The sequence below is a fragment of the Planctomycetaceae bacterium genome, assembly GCA_041398785.1.
Lineage (GTDB): Bacteria > Planctomycetota > Planctomycetia > Planctomycetales > Planctomycetaceae > JAWKUA01.
Window position 1 is genome coordinate 32,340 of record JAWKUA010000022.1, and the last position, 26,906, is coordinate 59,245.

A 26,906-nucleotide genomic window follows, 5' to 3' on the forward strand; every position below is an offset into this window, starting at 1 on the left:
TGCGCGGCTGCAAATTGCGTGCACCAAATCGCCGGCGAATTCTGCGAATCCTACGGAGCGGGAATGCCGTCGTAGCGCTCGGTGGCCAGAGTCACTTCCGAAGTCACATTCGCCGAGCTCATCCACCGCGGAATCAGAATTGAGTTCGCGGCAAAGCTCAGCGTGATGCGGACGGTCACTTCCCGCGTGGCATCCGTGATGACGGCGGGAGTCACGGTGACGTTCAGGTTATTGGCGCCGACGATGCTCATGATTCGCCGCGCTTCCGCTTCGCCGGTGGCCGCGACGGCTCCGGGCACCACCAGTTTTCGGCAGCCTTCGTAGGCCGCGTTGTTGGCGGTGTTGCGAATGTTGTTCATGTTGGCGAACTCAATCCCGGCAAACAGAAAGATGAAGAACGGGATCGCCACCAGTGTGAATTCAACCGCCGTTGTTCCCTTCCGGGATTTCTGACGGGATGGCTGTAAGGCGCCGACGCCGTAGCGGGAGCGCTGCAGGGGTCGATGTGTTTTCATGGCGAATTTCCTATTCGGTCAGCAGAGTGGGCAGGTTTGCGGCGATTTCCTCAAACACGGCAATCAGCGAAGCCTGGTCATCGGCATGCCAGTGCTGGCCGCCTCCTTCGCTGGCAACCAGTTGCATCCACGCCTGATCGGCTGAGGAACTGAATGTGATCGTGTGGACCGTGATGCCGTAGGTGACGTGAGCGTCGCGGGATTCGATTTCCGGATTTATGCCGGTGTTGTGAATTCCGTCGGTCATCACCACCAGGGTCTTTTGTGCCGTCGGGCGGGCAAACGCCGGATCGGTCACAGCGATCCGTCCCTGCTTTGATGCCTTGCCGATCGCTGTGAAACCGCCCGGAGAAAGATTGTTGACCGTGGTCATGATCGTCGGATAGGAAAGCGTCATGTCCTGGTCATTGCTGGATGTGGTGGAATACGATGCGACTCCGACCAGTTCATCCTGCGGTGTCGTGGCAAGAGCATTCAGAAACGCCTGCACGGCGACTTTCAGATCGGTCCAGCGAGTTCCCGTTGGCGTTACCGTGTTCATCGATCCGGACCGGTCCAGCACCAGCACAACGTCGCGGTCGATCTGTGTGGCCGTGGCCGTCTTAAGCGGTTCGAAGATCTTGCGTGTGAACAATCCGGCAAACAGCATCGGCACCGGTCCGGTGGCCGATCCCGAACGGCGGTCTCCCCAGACACGAGTCGCGTTGATGTCATTATCCGTGTCCAGACGGGGCGAAAACACATAGCCGCCGAATCCGTCCGGAGCCGAGTTGCCAAAAATGACGTCCGTCGGAGCCAGGACCAGCGGAACACCCGCGACCTGATTGTGCAGGGCGGCCGCATTCGCCCAGGACCGGGCAATTGCGGTGTCCTGGCTGCGGCTCAGCATGCGGCTTCCCGACCGGGCTGCCGCGTCCGTGGCCGTTCGAAGTTCCGTCCGGGTCAACTGCATCCATGCAACGTTGATGGCAAAGATCGCGAACGCAAGGATGACGGGCAGGCAGACCAGAATCAGAATCAGCATCGCCCCGCGGCGAGCCCGGCTGCATGGGCCATCTCCGCAGGTGAGAAAACGTTTCATGGCTTCAGAATTCCTTCGTGTGGTCGTGTGGCCCGCAGGATTCGGATCGGGGGGATTCCGCCGGGGATGACGGCGTTTGTTGTTGAGGTCATCGTGGAAGTTTGGTGAACAGCATGGAATGTTCCGCCGATCAGGAACATCGCCGGCGGATCATTCGGTCAGCAGAGTCGGAAGGTTGGCGGCGATCTCCTCAAACACCGCAATCAGAGACGCCTGGTCGTCGGCGTGCCAGTGCTGACCGCCTCCTTCGCTGGCCGTCAGTTCCATCCAGGTCTGATCCGCCGCGTCGCTGAACGTAATTGTGTGAACGGTGACGCCATAGTTGACGTGAGCGTCCAGCGATTTGATTTCAGGATTCACGCCGGTGTTGTGAATGCCGTCGGTCATCACCACGATCGTCTTCTGAGCCGTCGGTCGAGCGTAGGTGATGTCGGTGACGCTCAGTCGGCCGGCTTCGATGCCTTCCCCGATCGCCGTCATACCGTCGGGAGTGAAGCTGTTGACAGTTGTCATGATACCGGCGTAGTTCAGCGACAGATTCAGATCGCGTGACGCTGTTGTGGAGTATGTCGCCAGGCCCACGAATTCGTCCTGAGGCGTTGATGCCAGGGCATTCAGGAACGCCTGCACGGCTGCCTTCAGGTCGGACCAGCGTGTACCGGTCGGCGTCACGGTCGCCATGGATCCCGAACGGTCCAGTACCAGCAGCACATCACGGTCGATCTGCATCGCCGTCGCGGACTTCACCGGTTCAAACGCCGACGTCGTAAACAGTCCTGTGTACAACATCGGAACGGCTCCGGCGGCGGATCCGAATCGCCGGTCCCCGGTGACTCGCAGTCCGTTGATATCCGGGTCCGTATCCAGACCGGGAGTGAAGACGTATCCGCCGTATCCGTTGTCTGTCGCGTGACCGAAGACCACGTCGCCCGGCGCGACCACCATCGCCTGACCACCGACGGTGTTCTGTGCCGCGGCCTGGATGGCCCACGATCGAGCCGTGGCGGGACTCTGGCTGCGACTCAGCATGCGACTTCCTGCTCGCGCCGCGGCGTCGGTGGCCGTACGAAGTTCGGTTCGTGTCAACTGCATCCACGCCACGTTCAGCGCGAACACAGCGAAGGCCAGAACAATCGGCAGGCAAATGACAATGAGGACGACCATCGTTCCTCGCCGATTTGCGCCGGACGTGAGTCTTTTTGGAAATGGCAGGCGTCGCATGGCTTTAGAACTCCTTCATCATCGTCGCTCTCGCGGCAATCTGCTGGTTGTCGTAGAACCATCCGCGAACGACAGAATTCGAAGAACCCGGCGCCGACACGGTGACGGTAATCCACGTTTCCGGCGGCATCGATTCGAAATTCACGGGACTGATCGTCACCACGGCACCGCTGACGTTGCGTGCCGTCAGAATGCGATCGGCGGCCGTATTCACTTTGGCAGTATCACCGCTTGTCGTCACCGCGGCCCGAATCCCTTCGTAGGCGGCGACGCTGAGCGTCTGCTTCAGATAGATCATCGAGCAGGCTTCGATGGTACCGATCAGCAGAATCATCAGCAGCGGCAGGCACACGGCAAACTCAGCCGCAGCAGCTCCCGATCGCTTCGATGCGACCTGTGAACGATGCCGACCGGCTGCGAAGTGCTTTTTCATGAATCTTGCTCCTGTTCGCCGTTGGACGTCTTGATAACGAACCACGGCAACTGAATTTGAAGATCGCGCCCGCGTCTGCAATGTTCAATGACTGGCTGGAGATTGTCCGGACCGGCATCCCGCCGTGTTCCGGAAGTGTGTTGCGTTCAGCGGGTCCGCCACGAAGTCATTCGCCGTGGCTGGTCACTCAGACTTCCGCCAGTTCCTGTTCGTCAGCGGTCTGTTGGGCGGCTGCGTCTGTTTGGCCGGCTTCGCCGATGTGCAATTCGCGGACAGCCTCTTCAACGGGATCGGATCCCGAGTTCCTCAGGACGCTCACCATCTTGTTGAACGAATCCGGCAGGTCATTCCACATGTCTCCCTTGCGGAATTTCAGCGGCGGTACAGACTCGTTGTTGGAAAGGTGCTTGACGGTATCACGCAGGCGGCAGATCGGTCCGACGATGCGATTGCTGACAGTCAGCGTATCGCGGATAAAAATCGGCAGCAGACACAACAGCGCCACCATGTAGGGTCCGTTGTTCGACCAGAATGACTGCAGGTGTCCGTTCAGTCCCCGGAAGGGATCGGTCATGAACTGAGCGATCAGTCCGAACACGGCTCCACCGACAATGAACGTGCAGAAGTGCATGACGAATCTCATGGCCAGCGTCCACTGCATTCTTGCGTCGACGACGGATTTCTTTCGCTGTTCTGATCTCGCCATGACGGCACTCTCCGGGAATCGTGGTGTTGCTCTTGTTGCGCAAATCGAAATGAACTCAGACCGCCCGACGGTGAGATACCGGTTGCGGGAAACATCATTCAACGGGGCAAGCGTTGGTCAGAATCGAACCGTCTGCTGACGGCTGCGGTGGGAATTCCCGCGAATCGTCACGCAGCGGACTTAGTCGTAACGATTTCTCCGCCGTGTTTTCAAAACGCCACATCGGCGAAGTGAGCTCAGCCGACAGCGACCGCCGGGCGTTTTCCCTGACGCCGAGGGAATTATTTCCAGGCCGACATGCGCATCAGGCGAGCGTGCGGCCCCGGCGCGGAGTCCGTCGGCGGCGATACTCGCACGCCAAAACGACCAGCCACGGCAGGTATTCCACCCAGACGACGATGTAACGGAAGACGTCAGCACCGTCATAACGATGTCCCGCGACCGGAAGTTCCACCGGCAGCCAGACCAGCAGAAAGCGCAGATAGTAGATCGACACACAACCCGACAGCAGCAGCCAGCTCCTGACCCGTACAAACGGCAACAGCGGCATCGCCCACGTCCAATACCACGGGTTCATCGTCGGCAACAGAAGCCAGAACCACGCGATTGACAGGAAGGAAAGCTCCGCAAGTCGCTTCGTTCCGGCATGCCGCGCCTGCCACGCAAGAAACCCGATGACGGCGACGGACAGCAGCGTCGTCAGACTTCGAGCGGCCAGAAACGCGGATTCGGCGTCCTTCGCCGGCCGGAATGCCTGCGGGACGACCGAAAACCACGCCCGGGATTTCGGTGTAAGGTTTTCCTCAATCAGCAGGAAGAAGAAGTCATTGATCTTCCACGATGTCAGGAACGTTGAAAGTCCCTCTTCAGCCGGTTCACTGTCCGTGTCGGCGGTATCCGGCTGGCGTGTTTCCGTCTGCAGCATCGGCCACATTGCAGCGCCGGTCACCAGCAGCAGCAGTCCGGCATTCGCGACGAATACGCGCTGGTCGAACCGTTTGGCGACGGACACCGCGATCACGGGCGCAAGCACCACGGGAAACAGCTTCGCGCCGATTCCGAGCCCCAGCAGCACCGCCGCGCAGAGCAGCCGGGTTATCGACCTTCGGCGAATGCCGCTTAGCCACAGCACGACCGACCAGACCGCAAGGCCAATGGATATCGCGTTCAGATGACCACTGTTCGCAAACTCCTTCAGGACCAGTGGCGACCACGCGTAGCAGATCAGCCATCCGGGCGGTTTCCGAAACTGTCTCAGCAACTGCTGCAGCGCCAGCATCGTCAGCACATCAAACAGCACAATCGCTGCCTTCGTGACGACCAGCCGCTCGTACACCGTTGCCGATTGGGGACTAACGGCCGCTGCAGTCGCAAATACTACCTGGCTGACCGGCGGATAAATCGTCGTCAGGTGACCAAAGTGAATCCGCGACAGGATGATTTCATTGGCCTTCGCGGAATCACGAAGAAGCACCAGATGTTTCAGCCGGATGTCGTCCGCTTCCGCATCACCGGCATGAACGCCGCGGACTTCGGCGGGACTGAATTCGTATGGGTTGCCGCCCGACGACGTCACCAGGCCATCCCACATGTACCGATAGATGTCGACCTCCAGAATCGGATGTGTGGGCAGCAGCAGCAGCCGAAACAGCAATCCCGTCCCAAGCACAAAACGGGCAACGGTTGTCCGGCCGCGAACCGAAATCGCCGTTCTCAAGGCGAACAAATGCAACACGAACGCCGCCGTCATCAGCACGAAGAACTTACCAACCGGTCGATCCGCGGGATTCGTTTCGTAACGAAATCGGTCGGACAACATCGCGATTCCGCCGTACGTCAGCGTCAGCATTGCCGTGAGCGCCAGCAGCCTGCGCCATCGCGACCGATCGGCCAAAACGGCTGCCGATGCCGCAGACAGCCTGTTATCCATCGCGTTGGTCTCCGGCTGCCTGCGGTGCTGCGGCAGCACTGCGTCGGAAGACACCATAGCGAGCAATCAGGTACAGAATCTTCCAGCCGGCACGGATACTGCCGGTGACGGTACCGCTGATCTTGCTGAGGCCGACTCGACGACGATAGGAAACCGGAACCTCCTGAATTCGCAGCTTCGCGCGAACAGCCTTGATCTGCATTTCAACCGTCCAGCCGAAATTCCGGTCCTGCATGCGCAGCGCTGTAAGCGATGACAGCCGGACCGCTCGAAACGGGCCGAGATCCGTGTAACGAAATCCCAGCAGCCAGCGCATCAGAAAGCACGCCAGCTTGTTTCCGAACACGCTTTGAAACGGCATCGCGCCGGCTTCCCGTTTTCCCAGAAGCCGTGATCCGATGACGAAATCGGCGGCACCGCGCAGAATCGGTTCGACCAGCAGCGGCAGTTCCTCCGGATGATCGCTGTAGTCCGCGTCAAGAAACACGACGATGCGAGATTCGACTTCACCGGCAGCCAGCAGCGAATTCAGTTCCTCAAGTCCCTTCAGGCACGCTGCTCCGTAGCCCCTCTGAATTTCCTTCACGACATGCGCACCGTGTGCAGCAGCAACAGCGGCCGTAGCGTCCGTCGAGCCGTTATCGACGACGATCACCTTCGCGACATCGGGCAACTGCCGCAGCACCAGCGGCAGCGATCGTTCCTCATTGAGCGCCGGAATAATGACAACGACCGAGGAAAGGTCGACGGCATCACAATCTGCCCTTGCCGCTTGGTGCGTTTTCGGAGCCGGATTCATCGTGCCTTCAACGTGAAGCCGGCTCGCCAACGGTGACCTGCTGTCCGGTCCAGCGCGAATCAGAGGCAAGTCGCTCAGCGAATGCCGTCGCACGTTCATCGGGCTGTTGCACTCGAACCGGAGCCCCATGAACGGCCAGCGCGAACAGTTCGGGCAGCGTTGTATAACGTGCGGCGTTCAGCAATTCCGCCTCTGCTTCCCGGTTCGCAGGCAGCGATTTCAGCCAGATGGAATCAACCGGCGGTTCAAACAGCGACGCGACCAGCACCAGTTCACCGGTTGCGCCCGGATCACCCAGGTGCAACTGCTTCAGCGATCGGCAGTTCGTTCGAACAAGTTGAATGGCTCGCCGAATGTCCCAGACTCGCATTGCGTCCGCCGTGGTACCGATCAACTGAAACCGGCGACGAATCTGAACCTGCTTCTTTTCGTCGCCCTTCCACGCATGCGGCCCGGTGCCTCTTGGGCTGAACACAGCAACGGCGGAACCGGGATCTTCGGTCATGCTCAGGAACAGCGGCACAACCGGCACCGGCGCGATCGGATCGACCTCGTCATCACCCGGAACCAGCGACGCATAGTGCTGCCACTGCTGATCGTCGGCGACAAACAGCCGAACACTCGTGATCGATCCGAGTTGTTCCCACGCAGCGGCCGCGAGGTCGCTCGTCGAAGTTTGCTTTCGCTGAATCACGTCGATGAACAAGGGAACGTTTTCCTGGCTGTCAAAGTGCAGCCTGGTCACCGACAAGTCCGCCTTGCGCGGATCATTCGTGACCGGGATTTCGATCGATTCCACTCGAACATCCTGCGCGGGACTCCAGTCGGCATCGTTGTCAGGCCACGCCGCGAACGTGTCGTGCCGCAGTCGGGCGATGGCTGCATCGATCCACTGCTGCTGCCGACCAATGACTTCCGCAGCGTCGCCGGGAGACGGGTCGCTTGCCGCCGGTGCGAATTGTTCGTCGATCGAAGTATTGCGCTGATCCGACGGCAGCTCGCTGAACACTCGCAGTTGTGGCGGTTCGAACAGCTTTGCGGCGGTATCGGAGATCAGTGAATCGTCATGACGCAGCCAGCGATTCAGCCAGCGAAAGGCATGAATTCTGAGTTCCTGTGTGTCCTTGTGCGGTCCTTCGGTGATCTGCAGTCCGAGATTTTCCGGCTTGCCGTAAAGCCGGTAGATGTGCCGCACCTGCCGGTGAATTTCCACGACACCTTCCAGCGGAAAGATCGTGTCCTTGTCGCTGTTGCTGATCAGCAGCGGTCGCGGAGCCACCAGGGCCGCAATGGTGGCGTAGTCCCAGCGAGCCGTGTTGACCATGAACATGCAGTCGCAGTGTCCTTCAACGCAGCCGTCGACAACGTGATTGCGCAGCGTGGTGATTCCCGCGACGGGCACCGCGCACTGAATTCGTTCGTCAAGTGACGAAATCCACCAACTGTAAATGCCGCCTCCTGATCGACCGGTAACGCCGAACCGGCTCGCATCGACTTCCGGCCGCGTCTCCAGATAGTCCAGCGCCCGAATGCAGTTCCAGGCTTCGACACCGGCGGGCGTGTATCCTCGAGAATTCCACCACCAGCGGCCTTCGCGATATGTTCCGTGATGGATGCCTTCGATTTCTCCGAGCTGCAGTGAATCGATCGTCAAGCAGCAGTAGCCGTTGCGAGCGAACCAGGCTCCGTGATGATGGTAGCCGACCTTGTTGCCAAAACTCACGCCGCCATCCTTCACCTGAGCATGGCCGCAAACGTACAGCACAGTCGGCAGCGGCTGCGTGACTTCCTTCGGACGGTAAAAATTCGCCGTGACATACAGGCCGGGCATCGACTGGAAATGCAGTTTTTCGACAACGAACGCCGGTTCTTCAACGATACCCGTGACCTGCGCGTCCAGCGGCGTCTTTGCGGGCAGTGGATTCAGCCCGAGTTGATCCAGCAACTGCTGCCGGAGGCCCGACCGTGCGGATTCCCATTCGTCAAGCGTTCGGTAGTTGAACAGGGAACTTTGGCGTTCGATCTTTGCGACTTCCGCTTCGAAGTACCTGGCCAGTTCCGGATTGCCGTCCAGTGACCAGTCCGCGGCAAAGACAGCGCTGCTCAAAACAGTCGCCAGCGCTGCAATGATTGCTGTTGTGGCTTGAAGACACGGATTCATCAGTAGTACCCCCTCGGAATTCGGCAGCAACAGGACTTCTCGGCCAGTGACCACAGTGTCTCCAAACATCGCCGATATTTCATCCGAGCATTGCAGTTTCATCCGCGGCGCGGGCATCCTGAATGGTTTCCTGGGCGGCCGGTTTCCAAGGCGAGCGGCAGATGAGCAGTTACCTGCCTGCAAGCCGCACGGCGCTAGCCGCGGTTGTGTTCGCTGAGAACCGGGGCCAGCGCCCTGCGGCTGGCGGGTAGATTCTCATCTGCCCCACGCTTAAACCGTAAACACAATTTCCATCCGGATCGTTACCCTGAGATGGCGTGCTTCGCGATTTCAAATCACAATACGACGACAGGCGTCCAGGGGCGTCTGTTGATCGAACGCCCGCCGCGCCGGTGCCGTTCGGTATCGCGGAACACGATATTCCGGATCCAACGCCCATGATTTCGCAAACCGTTGAATATGCCCTGCGTGCCGTTGTGACGATTGCGCAGCATGACGGGACACCGTGTACGGCTCGCAGAATCTCAGACATCACGCAGGTTCCGCTGCCCTACCTTTCGAAGCTGATGCAGGGCCTGGTTCGCGGTGGAATCGTCAGTTCCCGCAGAGGCCTTCACGGTGGATTTGTTCTGAAGCGTGATCCGGCGGAACTGACAATTCTGGATGTCGTCGATGTCGTCGAACCAATCCAGCGGATTCACGAATGTCCGCTGGGAATCAAGTCGCACGGTAAGACGTTGTGCCCGCTCCACAAACAGCTCGACAGTGCGATGGCGGCCACGGAAACCGCGTTTCGTGAAACCACCGTGGCGCAGGTGCTCGCCCAGCCAGGCAGCGTGTCGCCGCTTTGCGAGGAACAGAAGCTGGTGTCGCTGGGTTCCGGCATTGCCGCAGGAAGTTCTGCGAAGAAGTCGGCCGATTGATTTGTTTCAAACGTCGCGGGACAGAAGCTTCAGATTCCGCGAAGTCGAGCTGCAAAGTGACGGAGTGAAGCAAGTCCGGAAGTGGGCGGCCGTGGGATTGACACGGTCGAACATCAATTGCAGTCGTCCGCTGCCAAAGTGTTCATCCGACTGTGCTGCGCGAAACGCTTCGCGCGGTGATCGCGATCGCCCACAGCAGGCACACCGCGCCGATCGGCACCAGCAGGATTCCCAGATTCGGATCGCCGCGGTAGATCACCAGGCCGCCGACAAGGAACCCCGCAGGCAGCAGCAGGCCGGCAAGGATAAACAGTCGCGAGCAGCGTATCAGATGGCGTTCGCCCGCCGTCACAAATCCAAGACTTGCGGCGAATGCGATGTGAACCAGAGACAGCAGCGTTCCGTGAGCATGTGCCAGCGTGAACATCAGACGCCGAGTCTCATTTCCGACGTCCAGGTAATATCCCAGCTTCAACCCGTGCAGAGCTTCCAGAACAATTCCCGCGGTCGCGAAGAAGAACAGCGACCACCAGCCAATCCGCAGGTGTCGGCGAATCAATCGGCTAACGGTGTTCACATTGCCAGCCGGAAATGAGCTTTCTTCTGGAGTCATGAAATCCTCAGATCAAACATGTGATGGCCACGCGCGAAGATTCAATTGCTCTGTCCGGCAAGGTCACACTTCCGAAGACCGTGCTCGGCAGCCGACAGGGAACGTCGACGCTCACGCGAAGACCGCAACAACGCAATCGGTCCCCGGCTGGAGCACGAGATTGTACATGACGACCGACCCGTTTTTGATTCTCCGGTGAACGGACACGGAAAGACGTAGTGTTGGCTCTCCATCTCCTGGTGACGCATCAGTCCTGCTGTGACGATGCATGCTGCCGTCAGCGGAACGCGTGTACGACCGCAGTCCATGGCCGCTATACTGCCCGACGGGCTGTTTCCAACCCGCGATAAACCAACCGGCAACCGTTTCGGAGTCTGTTCAATGCCCGACGCAAACCATCCTGCTTCGAATCGTCGAAGCTTTCTGCAGAAATCAGCGCTCGGTTCGGGATTGGGTGTCCTGGCCTCCGGAGCCGTTCATGGTTCCAGTCCCCCGATGGTTGCGGTGCGGGCTGAGCGTCTTCCGCGCGAAGTCTGGATTGCCACGATCTCGCAACAGGGTCTGCAGGCCGGCGACACGGCGACGATGGTTCGTCAGATGCTGTCACGGATGGACGAAGTTGTGGCCTTCCACCCGGACATCGTCTGTCTGCCGGAGACATTCCCGTACAACAATGTTTCCGGCACGCTTCCCTCAATGGCCGAACGGGCCGAGGAGCCCGACGGTGAGTTGACGCGTCCGTTTGCAGGGTTCGCCGCGGAACACAACTGCTATGTCGTTTGTCCGATCTACACTCGGCACGACGGGCGAGTGTTCAATACTGCCGTGATCTTTGATCGCAAGGGTCAGGTGCTGGGTGAATATCACAAGATGCACCCGACAACCGGTGAGATGGACGACGGCATTTCCCCCGGATCGCTCGAACCGCCGGTCTTTCAAACCGACTTCGGCGTCGTCGGAATCCAGATCTGCTTCGATATCGAATGGGACGACGGCTGGCAGAAGCTGCAGCAGGCCGGCGCGGAAATTGTCTTCTGGCCGTCCGCTTTTGCCGGAGGACTGATGGTGAACACGAAGGCATGGCAGCACAGATATTGCGTCGTCTCCAGCACCGCGAAGGATACTTCAAAGATCTGCGATATCACCGGCGAAGTGGTTGCTCAAACCAGCCGCTGGAATCACTGGGTGTGTGCGCCGCTGAATCTTGAGAAGGCGTTTCTGCACACATGGCCTTATGTCCGCCGTTTCCCGGAGATTCAGGCCAGGTACGGCCGCGACGTTCTGATTCACAACTTCGCGGACGAGGAATGGTCGATCATTGAAAGCCGTTCAGCGGACGTGAAGGTCGCGGATGTACTGAAGGAATTTGACCTGCATACTCTTGATGAGCTGACGCGACTCAGTGAAGCACGACAGTGTGAGTGCCGGTAGCGGCCATCCGCCGCACACGCGCGGTTCACCCACAAGTCTGCCTGCGCCGTTTCGGCACCGCTGTATGCTTTGGTGAGACTGGCGGCGTCGGTTACCATTTCCGCGGTGGCAGACGTGCCGGCAGTTTTCGCTTGGGTTCTGACAGGCGGCGATGTGACACATTCTGATCCGGACACTCAACTGATCGATCGCGTCATTCGAGGCGATGAAGACGCGCTGGCGGAGCTGTTTTCCGTCCATCGTGACCGGTTATGGAGAATGGTCAATTTCCGCATGGACCCGCGGCTTCACGGACGCATCGACGCGGACGACGTTCTTCAGGAAGCGTGGATGGCCGTTGTTCAGCGCATCGATCATTTCCTGGCCGACGCGTCGCGTTCCATCTTTGTCTGGTTCCGATTGATTACCAGCCAGACACTGATCGACATTCATCGACGGCACCTGGGAACTCAGAAACGCAACGCGGCGATGGATTTTTCCATTCACCGCGGCTGGTCAGCCGAATCGACGTCATTCTCACTGTCGTTCCATCTGCTGGGTCATCTGACATCACCCAGCCAGGCCGCACTGCGGCAGGAACTTTCGGATCAGTTGAAGCAGGCGCTGGGTTCCATGAACGAAATTGACCGCGAAGTTCTGGCGCTGAGGCACTTCGAACAACTGTCAAATCGCGAGACCGCTCAGATTCTGGGGATCTCGGACCAGGCGTCCAGCGACCGCTACATGCGTGCTCTGGCCCGCCTGAAGGCCGTTTTGACGGCGCTGCCCGGCTTCATGGACCAATAGCTTTCTGATTCCGGACATGGCGCGAATCCATGGCCCGAGCCGTCGAGGGCGACGCCGCGACGTGTCCTCAGTCGTTTGACCCAACGCCGAATTTCACCGAATGACAACACACCGGCGGTATCGTGCGCTGCTTCACTCACACAGTCGCAGGCTCCGTCCGTCGAGCGTTACCTGGTCGCCAAGACGCGACTGTGCGGCTTTGAAGTCTTTCGGCGGGCAGTCAATTTCCTTTCGCAACGCTGTCAGCGACACCTTGTCTTTGCCGCCCTGCCGCTCGCGATGCAGGATTTGAAGGATCTTCTCTGCGACGGTCGCGGTTTCACGGGAATCGGCGTTGCCTGATGACAGGGCGTTCGTCGAAAATTCCGCGCAGTCGTCTGGTAGCTGCCGAACTGCACCGGGAACGACGACCCGCGACGCTCCGCCACGGCGTTTGACCACGTTGATTTTCACCGGAATCGCGTCCGTCATTTCCTTCACATGCGAGATCACTCCGACCTTGCGGCCCTGAGCTTCCAGGTGCATCAGCGCGTTCATCGCTGTATTCAATGTGTCCGGGTCGAGACTGCCGAAGCCCTCGTCAATGAACAGCGATTCAATCCGCAAGCGGTTGGAAGCCAGCGACGCCAGCCCCAGCGCCAAAGCCAGAGATACCAGAAACGATTCGCCGCCCGACAGAGAATGAACCGACCGGCGTTCGTCGCCCATGTCGCAGTCGATCACGACCAGATTCAGTGACTCCGGCAGTCGCTCCAGACGATATCGCGCCGCCAGTTGCGACAACTGGTGATTCGCGTTGCTCAAGAGCACGTCCAGCGTGCGCCGCTGAGCGATCATGCGGAACTTCGCTCCGTCGGCGGAACCAATCAGTTCGTTCAGCTTCAGCCACGGTTCCGCTGCCGACCGTTTGGAATTCAGTTCATCCGCCAGCGTGGCATTCTCGGCGCGCTGATCGTCGCCCAGGACAACCGCCCGCGCTGTTTCGGCATTTTCCTTCGCGGTCAGGAGTTCACGCTGAAGGGTTTCGACGGCGGCCAGCACGACAGGTTCTTCCTCGTCGGTCGAACGGTTCTCTTTGTGCTGTTCCAACTGCTGAGACCGCACCCGGCACGCTCCTTCGGCCGACTGCACGGCTTCGTCGAGGCTCTTCAGATGCTGTCGTTCACCATTGATCCACGCTTCATCACGCAGCAGAACGGCATCGAGTTCCTCCCGTGAAAGGCCGCGCGCCGTGCGTTCTCTGAACGCTGTCAGCCACGATCGCATTTCGTCGCGAGCGGATTGCTGTGCCAGGGCTTTTTCATTATGTGCGCGGTGAGCAGCTTCGCGGGCTTCGCCAGAGGCCGCCAGCAGTTTTTCACTTTCATGCTTCGCCGTTGTGATTGACTCCACAAGTTCCGCAGCGGTCTTGAACGCGCCTGTCAGTTCGCGTTCCACGTCGTCGACCGGTCGGCCGTCAAAGATCTGATTTCGTTCCGTGGCCAATGCGTCGTACTCACCCGTGGCCGATTTCACTTCAACTTCACAGGCGGCGAGCGTTGTGCCGGCTGTGGCGAGCGACTCCTCCAGCGGTCCGATCGCGGCGTCTGCCTTCTGGATTTCCAAGCAAGTTCGGACAGTTCTGTCTGAATGCGCCGCACTCCGCGGTTGATGATTCAAACAGGTCGCGAAACTCCGGCCCGCTGGCGTCGAAGCGGTTGCTTGCATCGGGCACGCCGTTCCACAACTCAGCCAGTGAATTCATCGCGTCGCGAAGCCGCTTGTCCGCCTGCTGCGACGATTTTTCTGCGGCGGAACACTGGGATTCCGCCACACTGAACGACTTGTCCAGCCCGGCCAGTTCGCCCTGCAGCTTCGTGAGCTTTTCCTTTTCCGCATCGGCGATCCTGCGGCACGATGATGTTCGCTTGACGGCTTCACGGAACGCGTTCCTTCGCGTCGAGTTCTTCGCGCAGAGAGTTGATTTCTGCCAGATGCCGCAGCGCCGCCGGCTGTCGTTCGGCTTCCTCCAGAGTCAGAAGTTTCGCGACGTACGGATTTTCAGGTGCGTCGAACTGAACGTCCGCGACGTCTTCCAGCAAACGAGTTCGCTTCGCGAGCTTGTCCCTGATTTGCGCAGCACGATTGGCTGTGGCAAGTTCCATTCGATCGAACAATCGCTGGTGGCTGTCGCGGTGCTGTTCCCGTTCCGCGAGTGTCCGTTCGGCCGCTTCGATGGCCGTTGTCTCGTAGTCCGGTTCTTCGTCGCGGTATGGGTGATCGAGCGACCCGCAAACGGGGCACGGCTGATCTTCACGCAGCGATGTGCGCGCCTTCGCCGAATCGTCAATCGCGGCCCGAAGGAACTGCAGAGCACTCTTCGCGCCCGCCACTTCGGCCAGCCGCGCGGAATGTCCGTGTCACGCAGTCGAGCCAGCTCGGCGAGTTCCTCTGCCTGCTTTGAGTGCAGCGACTCAATTTCAGAACGCAGCAACTCCGCTTCATCGCGGTTCTTCTGAATGGCGGCAAGCTGCTGCTGCACGCGAGTCAGTGCGTTGCTGGCGTCGTCCAGCCGCGATCGTTCTTCGGCGAGATGATCGGCATCGAATGCATCTTCCGCGGCAACGGCTTTGAGCAACGTCTGCGTGGCGGTTTCGCTGAGCTGCCGAAGTTCGCGTTCGGAATCACGGTGTTGCTTCAGATCGCGTTCGAGTGAATTCCGCAGGTCTTCCGCTGACGCAAGTTTCTTTCGAAGTTGTTCCGCCGCGGCTTTCGCGTCGAGAGCGTCGTCGATGCGATGCAGCCACTTACCCGCTTCCTTCGCGAAGGGAACAAAGCCGGCCAGCCTGTCGCGATCGAGTTCGCGCTTTTGCTGCTGGTCAACGCATAGCCGACGCCGCGTTGTTTCTCGTTCGAGCTTTTTCTCGCACTCCGTCACAGCTTTCGCGGCCGCATCGCGAGCCGTATTTGCGATACGCCAATCGTTCGTGCCGCAGCTTCAGCGTCGTGTCCAGATCGCGAGCACGTTTCAGCAGCGGTTCCGCGGCCTGCTGCCGTTGACGCAGCTCATCGCGTGTCCTGATGGCTTCGTCCAGCTTGCCCGCCGTGGTCGCGGCGGCTTCCGTGTGCTCTGCCAGTTTTCGTTCGGCAGCGTGCAGCGCCTTTTCCGCGAGCCGCACATCTCGCTCGATGCTCAGCTCGGCCTCGCGAAGCCGCCGCGCGTCGCGGGAAACGATCTCCGTCAATTCCAGGTCCGCTCGACGATCGGCCGCGGCATCGCGTCCTTTGCCCGCCGCAGATCGTCGTTCGCCTTCGCGAGATCGCCCGTCAGCCTGCGGAGTTCCGTGAACCACTTCGCGACGTCCTGCCGCCGCGTCAGTTCGGTTTCGAGTCGCGCGACTGTGTCGGCAGCGGCACGCTGCGCGGCTTCGGCTTCGGCGCGAGCGTCATTCGTCAGCGGCTGGCTGCCTTCGAGCTTTGCTTCGAGAGAACCGATTGCCCGGCGTTCTTCATCGCAGCGTCTGTAGACGGCCTGCGAAATCGCTTCGAAGCGTTCCGTTCCCGTCAGCGCTGAAGAATCTCCGCGCTGTTTGTCGTCGGCTGTCAGGAAACGGGCGAAGTCGTTCTGAGCCAGCAGAACCGCTCGCGTGAACTGATCAAATCGCAGGCCGACTTTTTCGAGGATCGCTTCCCGAACTTCCGTCTTCTTTCCGCTGGCTTCGGGCGTTCCCTGACCTCCGGGCGGGATGTGACCGCGAAACAGCGTCATTTCAACCTGCTGCAGCGATCCGTCCGGTCTCTTGTGACTTCGCCAGACGTGCCAGCGTGCCGTCCATTCCTGCTGATCGACGCCGACAAAGGCAACTTCCGCGAAGCCTTCTCCGGCACCTCGTCGCAGCAACATGCGAGGATCACTTTGCCGTTCGCCGTCGGTCAGTTCTGCCAGCCGGCCGACCTGCTGCAGCCGCGGCGTCGCGTCGAACAACGCCAGGCACAGAGCGTCCAGCAGACTGCTTTTGCCCGCCCGGTTGCTCCGCTGATCGCAACAGCCCGGCGCTTCGCAGCGGTTCTCGAGTGAAGTCGACAGAATGCGTGCCTTCCAGAGAGGCGATGTTGTGAACGGTGATACGGAGAATTCGCATGAGCTACGACTCTCCGAGCAGAATCTCGCGGAATGCTGTGACGACGGCGGCGTCCGGTTCGCTGTCGTACTTCTCGCGGTAAGCATCGAGGAACACGTCTTCCGGATTGATTGTGCGCAGGTCGGCCGCGGGAGTTTCAGCAGCTTCGAAACTCTCGTCCGCCGCCCGAGACGCCGTTTCCAGCTTGATCGATGCTAGTCGCACGGACGGCTCTCGAGTGCGTCTTCGATGCGTTTTCGCCGCAGCGGATCGGGGCCATCGTCCAGAACTCGAACTTCCAGGAACGGATGCTGTTCGGGCGGAGAGGCGTCGTCCAGATCCATCGCTGCCAGCTGTACGAGCACTTCGTCGATCGTGCTGCCGGCCATCCGCGGGAACTCGCAGCAGTGGCGTCGAGCGTGGCGGCCATCAGCGGTTCGACCGATCGCAGCTCTGTGTTTTCGAACGTCAACTGCAGGACCTGATGAGCGTAGCCGGTTTCGGAAAACGACAGCGGAATCGGGCTGCCGCTGTACCGAATGCGTCCGTTTTGAAACTGTTGAGCCTTGTGCAGATGCCCGAGCGCGACGTAGGCGATCCGCGGATCAAACGCGTCGGACGACACGGCTTCCGCTCCCCCGATGACCAGCCGTCGTTCGGAATCGCGTGATTCGTCACCGCCGTGCAGATGACAGTGTCCCATGGCGATCAGAGCCGCGTCAGGACAGTGACTGTCTCGCAGTTCGACGGCGGCGCCGTCACCATCCGATAAAGCTCGCGGATACCGTCGAGATACGCATCGTCTGCGTTCGGCAGCAGCGGTACATCGGACGGCCGCAGGAACGGCACCGCCATCACAATCGCTTTCACGTTTCCGGCGGCGTCGGTCAGCGGGACAAGCAGCTTCTGCGGATTGATGTCGCCATTGTCGTCCCGTTTCACCGTTCCGACGACCGAAATATTCAGCGAATCGAGCAGCGCGCGCGGAGCTTCCAGACGCGCACCGGCGTCATGATTCCCGGCGGTCAGCACGATGTTCAGTTGTGGTACGGCATCATGAGCAGCGGCGAGAAACGAATACAACCGCCGCTGAGCCATTGCCGAAGGATTGATCGTGTCGAACACGTCACCGGCCACGATCAGAGCGTCCGGCCGCCGATCCCGCAGTTTTCCCAGCAGCCATTTCAGGAAACAGCCGTGCTCGTCGTCACGGTCGAACCCGTGAAACGTCTGGCCCAGATGCCAGTCAGCCGTATGCAATACCTTCAACATCCGCCACTTCCTGCATCGCTCCGATCCCGGCGCGGTTCCGCATTCCTGCACGGCCTCGCGTGAGGAAAACCTCGCATGCACCAGGCCGGCGAAAACCAGATGTGTTCCGCGGTTTGTGGTACGTCGCCGGCACGCGTCCAGGCCGGACCAGACTATCTCCAAATCGGCAGAGTGAAACAACCATGGCCGGGTTCCGGTGAAGTCGAAAGTCAGTACGATTGACCGGAAATATCGAACTCGCCTTGTCCGTGCCCCTCCCGACCGAAGGCCGTCGCGGGAGGAGGCCAACGAGCGGAGCAAGTTCGGGGGGAGGCTGATGCGCTGGTCGCACAGCGTGGCGACGGCGCCGCTTGCGCGCTCGGCCCTCTCCCGGGCATCGCTTCGCTCGCCAGACCTCTCCCTGCCCCAGCGCTGGGAGAGGTCGGTGCGGGGACACGAATCGTCTCGAGCGGGGCTGCAGACCGGTGCGGTTCAGATCAGGCGTCGGGGTTTTCCAGGACGAGCAGCAGGTCTCCGGTGGCGACCTGACTTCCGCTTCGCACGTGCAGTTCGGCGACTCGGCCGGCGACTTCCGCCGCGATGGTGGTTTCCATCTTCATCGCTTCCAGCGTCAGCAGCTTCTGACCCTTCTTCACGCTGTCACCCGCCTGGACGGCGACGGACACAACCATTCCCGGCATCGTCGAACCCACGTGTCGCGGATTCGCCGGATCGGCTTTGACGGCTTTCGCGGAGTCGGATTCGATGCTGTGATCTTCGATGGTGACTTCGCGAGGCTGGCCGTTCAATTCGAAGAATACGGTCCGCGTGCCGTCGGCGTGAGGCGTGCCGACTGCGAGAAACTTGACGATCAGAGTCTTGCCAGGTTCAATGTCGACGGCGATTTCTTCGCCTGGCTTCAGGCCGTAAAAGAAGTTGGGAGTCGGCAGCATGCTGACATCGCCGTATTTGCTCTGGTGAGCGGCGAAGTCTTCGAAGACTCGGGGATACAGCAGCCAACTGATGACTTCACGGTCCAGCGGATCGCGTTTGAGAATGGCCTCGACCTTGTTTCGCGCTGCCGTGAAATCCGCGGCGGGAAGCGATTCTCCCGGACGGCCGTGGAACTCCTTCTTTCCCAGCAGCACACGATCCTTCACGGCTTGCGGAAATCCTCCGGGAGGCTGGCCCATGCCGCCGCTGATCAGGTCGATCACGCTGGCGGGAAACGCTATGTCGCGATCGCCGCTCAGGACGTCTTCGTTCGTCAATTCGTTGGCCACCATAAACAGCGCCATGTCGCCGACGGCCTTGCTGGTGGGAGTTACCTTGACGATGTCGCCGAACAACTGGTTGACGCCGGCATAAACGCGGCAGACTTCCATCCAGCGGTCGGCCAGTCCGAGTGCTCGCGCCTGTTCGAACAGGTTCGTGTACTGTCCGCCCGGCATTTCGTGATGGTACAGGTCTGCCGTCGCGGGAAGGACTGCGCTTTCGAAGGGCGCGTAGAATTCCCGTGTGGCGCGCCAGTATTCGGCCACCTGATCCAGGTGATTGGAATCTAGCTGCGTGTCGCGGTCGGCGAACCGCAGCATTTCGACGATGGTGTTCAGATTCGGCTGCGACGTTCCGCCGGACATCGGAGCCATCGCGGCGTCAGCGATATCCAGCCCCGCGCGGCTGCCTTCCAGAATCGCGGCGGCCTGAATCCCGGCGGTGTCGTGAGTATGAAAGTGAATCGGAATGCCGATTTCTTCCCGCAGAGTCTTCACCAGCGTGGCAGCGGCAGTCGGCTTGCACAGTCCCGCCATGTCCTTGATCGCCAGAATGTGAGCCCCCATCGATTCCAGTTGCTTCGCCAGATCAACGTAGTACTTCAGGCTGTATTTCGTGCGGTTCGGATTGCTGATGTCTCCGCTGTAACAGATCGCTGCTTCGCAGATCATGCCGGTTTCGATCACGGCGTCCATCGCCACTTTCATGTTCGGAACCCAGTTCAGAGCATCGAAGACTCGGAACAGGTCCATTCCCGCCTGAGCCGCCTCATTGACGAATGCGACGACAACGTTGTCCGGGTAATTCGTATAGCCGACGGCATTGGACGCTCGCAGCAGCATCTGCGTCAGAATGTTGGGAATGCGTTCGCGCATGTCCGCCAGTCGCTGCCAGGGACATTCCTTCAGAAACCGCATCGACGTGTCGAAGGTCGCACCGCCCCACATTTCCAGGCTGAACAGTCCGCTGCAGTGGCGAGCGTACACGTCGCTGATCTGCAGCAGGTCAAACGTCCGCATTCGCGTCGCCAGCAGGGACTGGTGAGCATCGCGGAACGTCGTGTCCGTGATCAGCAGCCGCTGCTGTTCACGAATCCACGTCGCGAAATTTGTCGCGCCGAGTTCCCGGAACTTGTCCCGCGAACCTTTCGGGATCGGCCGGTCGTGACTGACTTTTGGCACGAAGGCTCGTTCGCGCCGCAGGGCCGGCGGGCGGCCGGAGACCAGTTCGTTTCCGTTGACGATGGTTTCCGCCAGAAACGACAGCACCTTCGTCGCGCGGTTCTGACGCGGGTCAAACCGGAACAGTTCCGGCGTGTCATCGATGAAGCGAGTCGTGCAGTCGCCGCCGCTGAATGTCGGATGGTGCAGAACCTTCAGCAGGAACGGGATGTTGGTCTTCACACCTCGCACACGAAACTCCCGCAGCGCTCGTTCCATTCGCACGATCGCCGTGTTGAAGTGTCGTCCGCGAGCGGTCACTTTGGTCAGCAGCGAATCGTAGAACGGATTCACAACCGCTCCGGAAAACGCGCTGCCGGCATCCAGCCGAATGCCCATGCCACTGGCCGAACGGTAGTGCGTCACGCGGCCGTAATCCGGCATGAAGTTATTCGCCGCGTCTTCCGTCGTGACCCGGCACTGCAGCGCGAATCCATGCGGCACGACCGATTCCTGCGACGGAATATCAATCTGCGGATCGGACAGCGGCATTCCCTGACAAACCAGAATCTGGGACTTGACGATATCGATTCCGGTGATTTCCTCCGTGACGGTGTGTTCGACCTGAATGCGGGGATTGACTTCAATGAAGAAGAACTTCTGGGCTTCAACGTCGACAAGAAATTCCACGGTGCCAGCGCAGGAGTATCCGGCTTCGCGTCCGATTCGAATGGCGGCGTCCAGAATCCCCTGACGCAGCGCGTCAGACAGATCGGGAGCCGGAGCGATTTCGACAACTTTCTGATGCCGCCTCTGAACGGAACAGTCGCGTTCGAACAGATGCACCAGGTTGCCGTGTTCATCGCCAAGCAACTGAACTTCGATGTGCTTGGCTCGCGCGATGTATTTTTCGATAAACACATCCGGGCAGCCGAATGCCGTCTGAGCTTCATTGCGAGCACTTTGAAAGGCGTCGGCGAAATCAGCCGCTTCCCGCACGACTCGCATTCCCCGCCCGCCGCCGCCTTTTGCCGCCTTGATCATCACCGGAAAACCAACGGCTTCCGCGCGGGACTTCGCTTCATCCAGCGATTCGACTGAACCTTCGGTGCCGCCCAGAATGGGGACTCCCGCGCGGATGGCGATCGCTCGTGCGGCGGTCTTGTCACCGAGCGACTCCAGAGCCGCCACCGACGGTCCCACAAACTTGATTCCCGCGGCGACACAGGCACTGGCAAATTCCGAACGTTCGGAAAGAAAACCGTAGCCGGGATGGATCGCGTCGACATGAACGTCCCTGGCCAGGCTGATGATCGCGTCGATATCCAGATACGCCCGAATCGGCTCGCCCTGCCGGCCGATCATGTAGGCTTCGTCAGCCTTGAAGCGGTGCAGAGCGTACCGGTCTTCGTGCGTGTAGATGGCAACAGTGCGAATCCCAAGCTCCGTCGCGCTGCGAAAAACACGGATGGCGATTTCGGAACGATTGGCGACGAGCAGTTTCTTAATGCGGGGCATGGATTGTCAGCGAGTCAGAAGTAGCGGGCATAAGGCGTGCGGCAGATGAGTTCCTACCAGTCTGCAAGCCGCAGGGCGCTGGACCCGGTTCCGTTCACAGAGAAACCGGGTCCAGCGCCCGGCGGCTTGCCGGTAAATCGACACCTGCCGATCGCCGAAAGACGGTCGTCAGCCGTTCCAGCAGGCATTGTGGGGACGACTGCCGCACAACATACCGCAAGCGCAGCCGGCAATCCAACGCAGCAATTTCCAGCGGCAGCCCGTTGCAAACGACGGCTGCCCGTTCCGCGGCCCGGCGCGTTTCATGGACGCGTCAGCGACGCACGCGTGATGCTTCGACGGGACGCCAGTCGGCAACTCTCGCGCGACACTTGGTACGTGTGAAGTAGATACCGGCCGCTGCCTCGTCAGAAGCAACGGCCGGTCGCGGCGTCGTCAGGCCAGAATCGGAGTCGTCAGACAAGTCCGGCGTCGGACATGGAAAGTCCGAAGTCCAGTCCGGACAGCGACAGTCCGCCGCGCGAAATCAGGATGTCGATCACTTCGCTGGTCGTCAGCATCGAACCGGACGGCGGCACGATGCGAAGCTGGTACTCACCGGTTTCGTCGAAATCGTCGAACCGGTACATCCCGGTGCTGCCGGTGGTTGTGGAGGCGATGACGGTGCCTTCATCGTTCAGCAGTTCCACGGTGACTCCCGCGACGCCGACTCCGCCCCGTCGCGTTCGCGCGAGTCCGTCGGTGTTCGCCACAACGCGGCCGCTGACCTCGCCGGTCATCACAAACACGTCGTCCTGAATATTGCTGACGCCGGTGTTCCGCTGAATGATGTCCGCCAGAGTCGTGTGTTCGATGTCGCGAAGTTCGCGGCCGGAGAACACGTTCTGGTACCAGAATCGGTCGCCGTCGCGCAGCCGTTCGAACTGATCGACGATGATCGTGCGGAACAATTCACCCGTTGAACTGCCGGCAACGTGGTCTTCGGCCAGTCCGCCGACCCACAAGTCGATGTTGTCGACGGTGCCGTAGAGTTCTTCCAGCGTCTGCTGCAAACCGACGTCAGACGTGATGTCGGCAAACGTTTCCACGCGAGTCAGACCGTAAGCTTCACGAACGGTGTTGTAGTCGGCCAGCCCGTGGTCACGCCCGCGCTGAATGTTCAGCGACACCAGATCGAGTCCTCCCTGTCCGGGTTCACCAAACAGAAAGTTGCGCAGGCTGTCGACCACTTCCAGATCGATTTCCTGAGCCGTGGACGACGCGACGTACTTCAGCACGGAATCGATGCCCGTCTCCCGCAGCAGATCGGGATTGAAGAACGCTTCACGCAGCGCCACTTCGTCCCGAACCGGAAGACCATCGTTGCCGAAGAACTCGATGTCTTCGTTCAGGGTGGAATGTCCAAACCGAAACGCGGCCGTCGAAAACTCATTCGCGATACTCGGGTCGACGGTTGGATCGTAGCCGGCATAGTCCGACACAGCTCCATCTCCCAGCAAAGCCGGCAGGAACTCGTTGAACGTGATCGCCTGCAGTTCCGCAATCACGATGGCTCGCGCCTGCTGGAAGATTTCCTCATCGCTCAGACCGGGGTTTTCCGCGGCGATGCGGTCCGCCTGCAGATTGTGTTCGCGAACAAACAACGTATGCATGGACGACAGTTCGATGTTTTCGTTCGCGCGAATGTCGCCGGCCAGAAAGCTGCCGTCTTCACCGGATGGCAGCAGTCCGTCATCGCCAATCAGCAGACGTCCTCCTTCGAATGTTCGCAGCGAGGCCGCGGTTTCCGCATCTGAACCGTAAATCTGGGAACCATCGATCCATGACGTGATCTGTGTGATTTGTTCGCGCGGGCTGTCTGTGCCGGTGGAATCGTCGAACACGGATCGAGTCAGTGGAATGGTTTGAGTTCCCGTGCCGTTCGGGTCGAACGACGCGTCGCCGGCCGGAACGGAGATGTCGAACGATTCGCCGTCTTCCTGCGCTTCGGTCAGATCGATGTCGTGGTCAAGAAACTGTCCCCACACGTACAGGAACGCCGACAGGTCGCGATCGTTCGTCAACGTGTCTTCCTGCTGCGCGGATAAAGCGTTGCTGATTTCACGGGCACTCGGCCGATCTTCTCCGGCGGGAGCGGAGATGCCATCGGCATAGTCCGAGGCGGCGACTCGCAGAAGTTGTTCATCGGTGCTGCCGAGTTCCGGGTTCTCCAGGTTGTTGCCGGTCCCGTCGATCGAACGGACCTCAACCGGAACTTCCGGCGGCGGGTTGCGGATTCCGTCGCGGCGCTGACGGAGCGCCGGCTGTCGATGTCCGCGTTCGGCCGGTTGTGCGGCGCGACCCGAATTCTGTGGCTGATTCATGGGCTGTTCCGCGATTGCCGACGGCCGGCGCGGAGTCATGCGCTGGTCGTCCGGCGTGGCGGCTGGTTCCGGAGCGACCACGTTATCGGCTGCTGTGTCGGTTGCTGCGGCAGTCGATTCGGTAACGGCCGTGGCTTCGGCAGCGGGAGTCTGTTCAGCGCCGGAATCCGACATCACGGGCGGAGCCGCGGTGACCTGGTTCGCGTCCACCAGGTTTCCGCATGACAGCATCATGCGGTCTTCGCAGGTTTCTGCGGCAACCAGGGAGGAACGTGCTTTTCGACGTCGCTTGTTGCGTTTGGGGAAGAACATGACGGTTCCTTTTCGATGGGAGTCACGGAGACGGGAGTGATCGGCGCGCAGCGCGAACCCGGACGATGGAGCGGGAGGACTCACGTAGTCAGCGATCGCGTGCGGTTCGATCAGACGGGACGAGTTGCCGAAAGCAGCGCACGAATGCGCGGGCGTTCCGGCGAAAGTTGTGTCAGCAGGAACTGACGATCGAAGAGAAGGGAAGTTGCGAAGTGATTCGCCGCCACCCGACAGTATCGGGCGGAGAATTCTGCATCGTCGCGGCAGCCGGGAACGGACGTCAGCCGAGAGAACGAATCAGTGCCGCCGCCATGACCTGAGCTTCCGCGGCGTTCAGCGTGCCGCTGGCGTCGGCATCGTAGGAGAGCGCCTTCGCCACGAATCCGGCAGTCATCGCCGCCGAAGAATTTTCGGATCGCCGCGATGCTGTGGACCGTCTTCCGCGGCGCTGTCGCGAATCGGGTTGCGACGCTGTCTGGTCCTGCGGCTGACGCGACTGCAACTCCGCCATGACGGCTGCGGCGACCAGTTTCAGTTCCGGGCCGCTGAGTTCTCCGTCGTGGTCACGGTCATATTTCATCGCGCCCTGCACGAATTGAACGGTCTGCCGCTGAAACACAGCGACTGCCGGATCGACGGTGGCCTGGTTCTGCTGCTGTTGCTGCGCTGCCATCCTTTGACGCGTCATTGTGGAATCGCCGAATCCGAAACCGGAACCCGTGATTGCCGCAGGATTCATGGTTGCTCCGGAACCAAACATTCCCATGCCACCGGAACAGCCGCCGTTGCCTCCGAACATTCCGCCGCCACCGGGACCATTTTCCTGCATTCCGCCGCCCATCATGGCCGGCCCGCCGCCGCGCATTCCTCCACCAAAGCCGCCGCCGCCACCGCCGCCACCCCGCATTCCTCCACCGCGCTGGGCGAACGAAGCTGTTGCCGGCAGCAGTATCAAACACACGACAGCAATTGTTTGAAAGACTCGTCTGGACATTGTTTCCTCCCCTGCAGATCGAAGTCACGGAAATCGAACACTGCCTGTCGCGGATCAACGTTTCAGTGACCGAACCGCCGATCCGCAACAAGCCACTATTTCGATAAACGTGACAGCTGCGACAGGTTCCGGCATTTTTCCCCGCAGATTTTCGGTTCGGCTGCCGGGCCGCGTGGACTATCGCCTTCAGATCGGTGCAGGGCGACGCAAAGGCACCATGTCCAGGAGGTGCGCGAGCGGTGCTTCGGGCATGTGCCGGGGGGGAGACGGTGCGCCGCTACTCGGCAGACTGGCCGTTCAGCGGAGTCCGCGACATGTGTTTATCGAGAAATCGTATGACGCGCTTTGAGTATACCTCCGGCGACGCAGCCAACAGATCGACATGCGCTGCTCCGGCGACCATCCACAATTCCTTCGGTTCCTGTGCTCGTTCGAACATCTCCGCCGTTTCAGCAGCAGTCGTGTGATAGTCGTCGGATCCGGAAATAAGAAATACCGGGCATCCAACGCCAGCCAGGTGGTCGATGGGGCGAAGTTCAGACGGCGATACTCCAAGCCGTGGCTTCAATTGAATCAGCAACAACTGCGCCGGAAGCCACGCCAATGGTCCCAGTGATGCAGCGACGCGATTGTTGATTGCGCGGTCGATGTCCGAGTAAACGGATTCCAGCACAATGGCATCGATGCCCAACGGTGACGCCAGCAAGGCCGACGCGCCGCCGAGTGACACGCCGATCACGCCAATCGGTTGTCCGGGGTGCTCGCGCCGGGCATATTCCACAGCGGCCCGGACGTCATGCCTTTCGAGGTGGCCGACAGTAATCTGATCGCCGGAACTTTCGCCGTGTCCCTGCAGATCAATCAGGACGGAGCAATAGCCATTCGCACGCAACAGTTCCGCTCGGCGGACCATCGCCCTTCGCGATCCGCGAATGCCATGCACCAGCACGACGACCCCCTTTGCGTCGTCAGTCTGCACATGCCAGCCACTGATCGTGGCACCCGAATCACTTTCGAGCGATATCGTCTCGGCGGACAGATTCGACGGAGGACTTCCAACGATATGCTGTGCCGGTGCGATGAGAGCACCTGCGACGAACCACGATATGATCAGTCCCGCACCAATCAACAACAGTGCCGCCAGACCAGAACGCCGAACGACGCGGCGACAAAGGAATCTCCCGGCATTTGATGTGCTGTTTGTTGCTCGGAACACTGTCTTCAGAATGCCTGCTTTGAAAATCAATCAATGGATGACGGCGTCCGAACGATGCCGTCGATCCGCGTGTGAAACGAATCCAATACGCGGCTCGCGACGCGTTGTTTCCTGTCAC

Annotated in this window: 24 protein-coding genes; 4 read left to right on the forward strand and 20 right to left on the reverse strand. The window is 60.2% G+C overall.

The features are described from left to right. Positions 1–50 precede the first annotated feature (50 nt). The 8 genes from R3C19_21685 to R3C19_21720 all read right to left on the reverse strand — a co-directional run bounded on the left by R3C19_21685 (position 51) and on the right by R3C19_21720 (position 8,846). Positions 51–515 (reverse strand): TadE/TadG family type IV pilus assembly protein, encoded by a 465-nt coding sequence (locus tag R3C19_21685; protein MEZ6062966.1) that lies wholly within the window; start codon positions 513–515, stop codon positions 51–53. Between the two features lie 10 nt (positions 516–525). After that, positions 526–1,596 (reverse strand): VWA domain-containing protein, encoded by a 1,071-nt coding sequence (locus R3C19_21690; protein MEZ6062967.1) that lies wholly within the window; start codon positions 1,594–1,596, stop codon positions 526–528. A 150-nt stretch (positions 1,597–1,746) separates the two neighbouring features. Beyond that, a complete protein-coding gene (locus R3C19_21695; GenBank protein ID MEZ6062968.1) occupies positions 1,747–2,817 on the reverse strand; it encodes a VWA domain-containing protein in 1,071 nt (356 codons plus the stop codon). Between the two features lie 4 nt (positions 2,818–2,821). Further along, on the reverse strand, positions 2,822–3,250 hold the full coding sequence (locus R3C19_21700; GenBank protein ID MEZ6062969.1) for a pilus assembly protein: 429 nt from the start codon (positions 3,248–3,250) through the stop codon (positions 2,822–2,824). 187 nt (positions 3,251–3,437) lie between these two features. Continuing rightward, a complete protein-coding gene (locus R3C19_21705) occupies positions 3,438–3,956 on the reverse strand; it encodes a hypothetical protein (protein ID MEZ6062970.1) in 519 nt (172 codons plus the stop codon). Between the two features lie 304 nt (positions 3,957–4,260). After that, complete coding sequence (locus R3C19_21710; GenBank protein MEZ6062971.1) at positions 4,261–5,886, reverse strand: hypothetical protein; 1,626 nt, start codon at positions 5,884–5,886, stop codon at positions 4,261–4,263. Further along, a complete protein-coding gene (locus R3C19_21715; GenBank protein ID MEZ6062972.1) occupies positions 5,879–6,685 on the reverse strand; it encodes a glycosyltransferase family 2 protein in 807 nt (268 codons plus the stop codon). The genes R3C19_21710 and R3C19_21715 overlap by 8 nt, the downstream gene beginning before the upstream one ends. 7 nt (positions 6,686–6,692) lie before the next feature. Next, the gene (locus R3C19_21720) at positions 6,693–8,846 is read right to left on the reverse strand and encodes a prolyl oligopeptidase family serine peptidase (GenBank protein MEZ6062973.1); all 2,154 of its coding nucleotides are present in this window, start codon (positions 8,844–8,846) and stop codon (positions 6,693–6,695) included. A gap of 437 nt (positions 8,847–9,283) precedes the next feature. Between R3C19_21720 and R3C19_21725 the strand changes: the two genes are divergently transcribed. Beyond that, the gene (locus R3C19_21725) at positions 9,284–9,769 is read left to right on the forward strand and encodes an Rrf2 family transcriptional regulator (protein ID MEZ6062974.1); all 486 of its coding nucleotides are present in this window, start codon (positions 9,284–9,286) and stop codon (positions 9,767–9,769) included. A 142-nt stretch (positions 9,770–9,911) separates the two neighbouring features. On the opposite strand, the gene R3C19_21730 is transcribed toward R3C19_21725, so the two are convergent. Continuing rightward, positions 9,912–10,382, reverse strand: a complete 471-nt coding sequence (locus tag R3C19_21730; protein ID MEZ6062975.1) for a hypothetical protein — start codon at positions 10,380–10,382, stop codon at positions 9,912–9,914. 381 nt (positions 10,383–10,763) lie between these two features. Between R3C19_21730 and R3C19_21735 the strand changes: the two genes are divergently transcribed. Continuing rightward, positions 10,764–11,813 (forward strand): carbon-nitrogen hydrolase family protein, encoded by a 1,050-nt coding sequence (locus R3C19_21735; GenBank protein MEZ6062976.1) that lies wholly within the window; start codon positions 10,764–10,766, stop codon positions 11,811–11,813. A gap of 153 nt (positions 11,814–11,966) precedes the next feature. After that, a complete protein-coding gene (locus R3C19_21740; protein MEZ6062977.1) occupies positions 11,967–12,599 on the forward strand; it encodes a sigma-70 family RNA polymerase sigma factor in 633 nt (210 codons plus the stop codon). A 132-nt stretch (positions 12,600–12,731) separates the two neighbouring features. Here R3C19_21740 and R3C19_21745 read toward each other — a convergent pair whose 3' ends face one another. Beyond that, positions 12,732–14,204: an SbcC/MukB-like Walker B domain-containing protein gene (locus tag R3C19_21745; protein MEZ6062978.1), complete on the reverse strand. Its 1,473-nt coding sequence runs from the start codon at positions 14,202–14,204 to the stop codon at positions 12,732–12,734. A gap of 311 nt (positions 14,205–14,515) precedes the next feature. Then, positions 14,516–14,971 (reverse strand): hypothetical protein, encoded by a 456-nt coding sequence (locus tag R3C19_21750; protein MEZ6062979.1) that lies wholly within the window; start codon positions 14,969–14,971, stop codon positions 14,516–14,518. 71 nt (positions 14,972–15,042) lie between these two features. Between R3C19_21750 and R3C19_21755 the strand changes: the two genes are divergently transcribed. Then, positions 15,043–15,294 carry a hypothetical protein gene (locus R3C19_21755; GenBank protein MEZ6062980.1) on the forward strand — a complete coding sequence of 84 codons (252 nt, stop codon included), beginning with the start codon at positions 15,043–15,045 and terminating at the stop codon, positions 15,292–15,294. A gap of 163 nt (positions 15,295–15,457) precedes the next feature. Here the strand turns inward: R3C19_21755 and R3C19_21760 are convergent, their stop codons facing one another. From R3C19_21760 to R3C19_21800, 9 genes are all read right to left on the reverse strand, one after another. Continuing rightward, positions 15,458–15,823 carry a hypothetical protein gene (locus R3C19_21760; GenBank protein MEZ6062981.1) on the reverse strand — a complete coding sequence of 122 codons (366 nt, stop codon included), beginning with the start codon at positions 15,821–15,823 and terminating at the stop codon, positions 15,458–15,460. Further along, positions 15,820–16,806 carry an AAA family ATPase gene (locus R3C19_21765; GenBank protein MEZ6062982.1) on the reverse strand — a complete coding sequence of 329 codons (987 nt, stop codon included), beginning with the start codon at positions 16,804–16,806 and terminating at the stop codon, positions 15,820–15,822. The genes R3C19_21760 and R3C19_21765 overlap by 4 nt, the downstream gene beginning before the upstream one ends. After that, on the reverse strand, positions 16,724–16,924 hold the full coding sequence (locus R3C19_21770) for a hypothetical protein (GenBank protein ID MEZ6062983.1): 201 nt from the start codon (positions 16,922–16,924) through the stop codon (positions 16,724–16,726). The genes R3C19_21765 and R3C19_21770 overlap by 83 nt, the downstream gene beginning before the upstream one ends. Beyond that, entirely contained in the window at positions 16,915–17,088 is a 174-nt protein-coding gene (locus R3C19_21775; GenBank protein ID MEZ6062984.1) for a hypothetical protein, read from the reverse strand. The genes R3C19_21770 and R3C19_21775 overlap by 10 nt, the downstream gene beginning before the upstream one ends. 319 nt (positions 17,089–17,407) lie before the next feature. After that, positions 17,408–17,971: an exonuclease subunit SbcD gene (sbcD, locus tag R3C19_21780; GenBank protein MEZ6062985.1), complete on the reverse strand. Its 564-nt coding sequence runs from the start codon at positions 17,969–17,971 to the stop codon at positions 17,408–17,410. Positions 17,972–18,447: 476 nt separating this feature from the next. Then, positions 18,448–21,903, reverse strand: a complete 3,456-nt coding sequence (locus R3C19_21785) for a pyruvate carboxylase (protein MEZ6062986.1) — start codon at positions 21,901–21,903, stop codon at positions 18,448–18,450. Positions 21,904–22,358: 455 nt separating this feature from the next. Beyond that, positions 22,359–24,578: a peroxidase family protein gene (locus R3C19_21790; protein ID MEZ6062987.1), complete on the reverse strand. Its 2,220-nt coding sequence runs from the start codon at positions 24,576–24,578 to the stop codon at positions 22,359–22,361. A 280-nt stretch (positions 24,579–24,858) separates the two neighbouring features. Next, positions 24,859–25,572, reverse strand: coding sequence for a hypothetical protein (locus R3C19_21795; protein MEZ6062988.1), 714 nt, complete (start codon positions 25,570–25,572; stop codon positions 24,859–24,861). A 277-nt stretch (positions 25,573–25,849) separates the two neighbouring features. Next, complete coding sequence (locus tag R3C19_21800) at positions 25,850–26,551, reverse strand: alpha/beta hydrolase (protein MEZ6062989.1); 702 nt, start codon at positions 26,549–26,551, stop codon at positions 25,850–25,852. Positions 26,552–26,906: the final 355 nt, after the last annotated feature.

Coding starts and splice junctions, on each gene's coding strand:
- R3C19_21735 (MEZ6062976.1), top strand. CDS start 10,764: ATGCCCGACGCAAACCATCCTGCTTCGAATCGTCGAAGCTTTCTGCAG.
- R3C19_21785 (MEZ6062986.1), bottom strand. CDS start 21,903: ATGCCCCGCATTAAGAAACTGCTCGTCGCCAATCGTTCCGAAATCGCC.
- R3C19_21790 (MEZ6062987.1), bottom strand. CDS start 24,578: ATGTTCTTCCCCAAACGCAACAAGCGACGTCGAAAAGCACGTTCCTCC.
- R3C19_21710 (MEZ6062971.1), bottom strand. CDS start 5,886: ATGGATAACAGGCTGTCTGCGGCATCGGCAGCCGTTTTGGCCGATCGG.
- R3C19_21685 (MEZ6062966.1), bottom strand. CDS start 515: ATGAAAACACATCGACCCCTGCAGCGCTCCCGCTACGGCGTCGGCGCC.
- R3C19_21720 (MEZ6062973.1), bottom strand. CDS start 8,846: ATGAATCCGTGTCTTCAAGCCACAACAGCAATCATTGCAGCGCTGGCG.
- sbcD (MEZ6062985.1), bottom strand. CDS start 17,971: ATGTTGAAGGTATTGCATACGGCTGACTGGCATCTGGGCCAGACGTTT.
- R3C19_21700 (MEZ6062969.1), bottom strand. CDS start 3,250: ATGAAAAAGCACTTCGCAGCCGGTCGGCATCGTTCACAGGTCGCATCG.
- R3C19_21730 (MEZ6062975.1), bottom strand. CDS start 10,382: ATGACTCCAGAAGAAAGCTCATTTCCGGCTGGCAATGTGAACACCGTT.
- R3C19_21725 (MEZ6062974.1), top strand. CDS start 9,284: ATGATTTCGCAAACCGTTGAATATGCCCTGCGTGCCGTTGTGACGATT.
- R3C19_21695 (MEZ6062968.1), bottom strand. CDS start 2,817: ATGCGACGCCTGCCATTTCCAAAAAGACTCACGTCCGGCGCAAATCGG.
- R3C19_21690 (MEZ6062967.1), bottom strand. CDS start 1,596: ATGAAACGTTTTCTCACCTGCGGAGATGGCCCATGCAGCCGGGCTCGC.
- R3C19_21765 (MEZ6062982.1), bottom strand. CDS start 16,806: ATGCTTACCGCGAGAAGTACGACAGCGAACCGGACGCCGCCGTCGTCA.
- R3C19_21795 (MEZ6062988.1), bottom strand. CDS start 25,572: ATGTCCAGACGAGTCTTTCAAACAATTGCTGTCGTGTGTTTGATACTG.
- R3C19_21775 (MEZ6062984.1), bottom strand. CDS start 17,088: ATGGCCGGCAGCACGATCGACGAAGTGCTCGTACAGCTGGCAGCGATG.
- R3C19_21705 (MEZ6062970.1), bottom strand. CDS start 3,956: ATGGCGAGATCAGAACAGCGAAAGAAATCCGTCGTCGACGCAAGAATG.
- R3C19_21715 (MEZ6062972.1), bottom strand. CDS start 6,685: ATGAATCCGGCTCCGAAAACGCACCAAGCGGCAAGGGCAGATTGTGAT.